The following is a 1965-nucleotide window of genomic DNA, read 5'->3' as shown; positions in this document are numbered from 1 at the left end:
TGGTCACCACGTCCTGCACGTCGACGAAGGAACGGTCGGCGGGCAGCCGCCGCACGGCCTCGATCAGCCGGTCGGGTGCGTGGTGCGCCGCCAGGTCGTCCTCCAGTTCGCCGCGGTCGGCGGGGAAGCCGTGCCGGCCGAGGTGCCGTGCGAGGTCCAGCCGCAGCTCCTCGAGGGGGTCCTCGCCCGGGGCGCCGGGGCGCCCGACGGGGCCGGCGGCCAGCGCGGGGTCGTCCTCGGCGAGCGGTTCCGGGTCCCGCCACTCCTCCACCCGGGTGGGATGGTCGGCGCGGAGCCGACCCCGGAGTTCGTGCTTCATCTCCTCGTCCTGGCGCGGGCTGAGCTTGTCGCTGCGTCGTTCCACTGCCGACTCCTCACTTCGGCGGGCCGATCGGTCCGGGCCCGGCGGCGGCCGCCCGCCGTGCGGGCGTGCCGGACGTGGGCCCGTCGTTACGGGTAGCCGCCCCCACCGCAGGGCAAACCGGTACACAGCGGGGCGGTCGGGTGGGTTGCGCCGTCGAGCCGCTCGACGTCGAGTCGCACCGCCGGCGTCAGCCGACGTAGCGGCGGGCAGCAGCGCGGCGCCCGGCGCCCGCCTGGAGCCCGTGTCCCGCAGCCCGTCGAACGCCGGCGCGCCGGTGCGCGCCAGCGCCGTGCCGGCGGGTCGGCGCAGCCACGCGGTGAGCAGGGCGTTGCTCCAGTCCTCCCACTCGCGCTTCCCGCCTCGGGTCGGCGCCCGCCGCACGGGCGGCGGGCGCGTCCCGTTGCCTCCGGCCGAGCGTCCATGAGATGACGGAAGCGACTCGTCGACCCGCGCCCGCCTCCGACGGCCGACCGGAGCCGCGGGACCGCCAGAAGCCGTGAAAGACCCGAAACGCGAGACGGAGTGCCCACGTGCCACCGGCCAAAACGCTGCTGATCGGGTGGTTCAGCTTCCCCGACGGCGGGGCGACGGCGGGCGACCTGCTGGCCCTGCGGGCCGTGACGTGCGGGACGCCCTCACCGCCGCGGGAGTACCCCACGAGACCGCGTGGAGCCCGGGATTCGTGAGCGGCGGCCGGTCACCGCTGGAGATGCCCGCCGAGGAGTTCGACCGGCTGGTGTTCCTGTGCGGCCCGGCCCACGGCGAGCAGGTCCGCGCGCTGCACCGCCGCTTCGCGCACTGCCTGCGGATCGCCGTCGGAGTGTCGGTCGTCGACCCGGACGCCGCGGCCGTGCGCGGCTTCCACCACGTAGTGGCCCGGGACGCCCCCGGCCTGCCGCCCGAGACCGACCTCTCCCTCGCCGCCCGGCCCGCCGGCTCGCCGCCACCGGTCGCCGCCGTGGTGCTCACCCACGGCCAGGGCGAGTACGGTGACCGCCGCCACCGGTACGCCGCCGACACCCTCGTCGCATCGCTGCCGGGCCGCGACTGCGCCTACGCCGACGTCGACACCCGGCTCGACCGCGACGACTGGCGTCTGTGCCGCACCGCCGACCAGTGCCAGGCCCTGCTCTCCCGCTTCGACCTGGTGGTGACCGACCGGCTGCACGGGCTGCTGCCGGCGCTTGCCGTGGACCCGGTGCGCGGCGGTGCCAAGGTCACCGCGCAGGCCCGGGCGTGCGGTTGGCCGGCGCTGGTGCCCGTCGAGCGGCTGACCGGACGGGAACTGGACCGCTGGTGTACGTGGTGCCTCACCAGCGGCCCGGCGCGGGCGCGGCGCGCCCGCGCCGCGCTCCTCGGCCGCCGGGCCGACGACCCACTCGACCGGCTCGTCGGGCTGCTGCGCTGAACACCGCGACGGCGGTCGGCCGCGGTGACCGGCCGCCGACCGCCGTGCTTGTCCGGTGAGGGCGCGTCAGGCCGCCTTGTTCCGGCCGCTGAGCGCGTCCCTGGCCCGGTCGACCAGCCCGGCGCCGGGCGCCAGCAACCGGTTGGCCGGCGGCTTGTCGGGCATGCCGGGGTGGGGCCGGGTGCTGTCTCTT

General features: G+C 77.1%; 2 protein-coding genes and 1 pseudogene. 1 reads left to right on the top strand and 2 read right to left on the bottom strand.

Going from position 1 to position 1965, the window contains the following annotated elements:
- Positions 1–364 (bottom strand): DUF2795 domain-containing protein (locus tag GL263_RS25750; protein WP_182858142.1); only part of this gene is annotated, 364 nt, incomplete at its 3' end.
- A gap of 682 nt (positions 365–1046) precedes the next feature.
- Here GL263_RS25750 and GL263_RS25745 point away from each other — a divergent pair.
- Complete coding sequence (locus GL263_RS25745; protein ID WP_228456830.1) at positions 1047–1772, top strand: polysaccharide pyruvyl transferase family protein; 726 nt, start codon at positions 1047–1049, stop codon at positions 1770–1772.
- 66 nt (positions 1773–1838) lie between these two features.
- Here the strand turns inward: GL263_RS25745 and GL263_RS25740 are convergent.
- A pseudogene (locus GL263_RS25740) lies at positions 1839–1965 on the bottom strand (hemerythrin domain-containing protein); the annotation flags it as partial.

Origin of the sequence: Streptomyces durbertensis (genome assembly GCF_014156695.1) — a bacterium.
GTDB classification, from domain to species: Bacteria; Actinomycetota; Actinomycetes; order Streptomycetales; family Streptomycetaceae; genus Streptomyces; species Streptomyces durbertensis.
Note: the sequence above shows the minus strand (reverse complement) of the source record. Positions and strands in the feature narration are given on the sequence as shown.